This window comes from Polaromonas sp. P1_G2, from assembly GCF_056405515.1.
In genome coordinates this window covers 1-851 of sequence record NZ_JBFUBY010000568.1, presented here as the reverse complement: position 1 = coordinate 851, position 851 = coordinate 1, and the positions used below count along the sequence as shown (strand labels likewise).

Annotated in this window: 1 protein-coding gene; it reads right to left on the bottom strand. The window is 61.9% G+C overall.

Translation table 11 applies throughout. The annotated features are described in order from the left end of the window. Positions 1-851 (bottom strand): calcium-binding protein (locus AC1D0P_RS26215; RefSeq protein ID WP_477679399.1); only part of this gene is annotated, 851 nt, incomplete at both ends.

The following is an 851-nucleotide window of genomic DNA, read 5'->3' as shown; positions in this document are numbered from 1 at the left end:
AGCAGCGTGAGGTTTTCTACATTGGCGCCCAACGTGTAGTTGATCGCCGAATAGACAATATCCGTGCCCTGGTTGAGCTGCTCGACAACAGTGTCGCCGGCGTTGTCCACGACGTAGACGTCGTCGCCCAAACCACCCACCAGGGTGTCCGCGCCGGCAAGGCCGTCGAGCTTGTCGTTGCCGTCACCGCCGCTCAGGGTGTTAGCGGCCGCATTGCCAACCAGGACATTGTTCAGTCCATTGCCCGTGCCGTTGATGGCCGCCGCTCCAAGCAGCGTGAGGTTTTCTACATCAGCGCCCAGCGTGTAGCTGATCGCTGAACAGACAATATCCGTACCCTGGTTGGCCTGCTCGACGACGGTGTCACCGGCGTTGTCCACGACGTAGACGTCGTCGCCCAAACCACCCACCAGGCTGTCCGCGCCGGCAAGGCCGTCGAGCTTGTCGTTGCCGTCACCGCCGCTCARGGTGTTGGCGGCGGCATTGCCAACCAGGACATTGTTCAGTCCATTGCCCGTGCCGTTGATGGCCGCCGTTCCAAGCAGCGTGAGGTTTTCTACATCGGTGACCAGCGTATAGCTGATCGCCGAACAGACAATATCCGTGCCCTGGTTGGCCTGCTCGACGACGGTGTCACCGGCGTTGTCCACGATGTAGRCGTCGTCGCCCAAACCACCCACCAGGGTGTCCGCGCCGGCAAGGCCGTCGAGCTTGTCGTTGCCGTCACCGCCGCTCAGGGTGTTGGCGGCGGCATTGCCAACCAGGACATTGTTCAGGGTGTTGCCCGTGCCRYTGRTGGCSGCCGTTCCAAGCAGCGTGAGGTTTTCTACATCGGTGACCAGCGTGTAGCT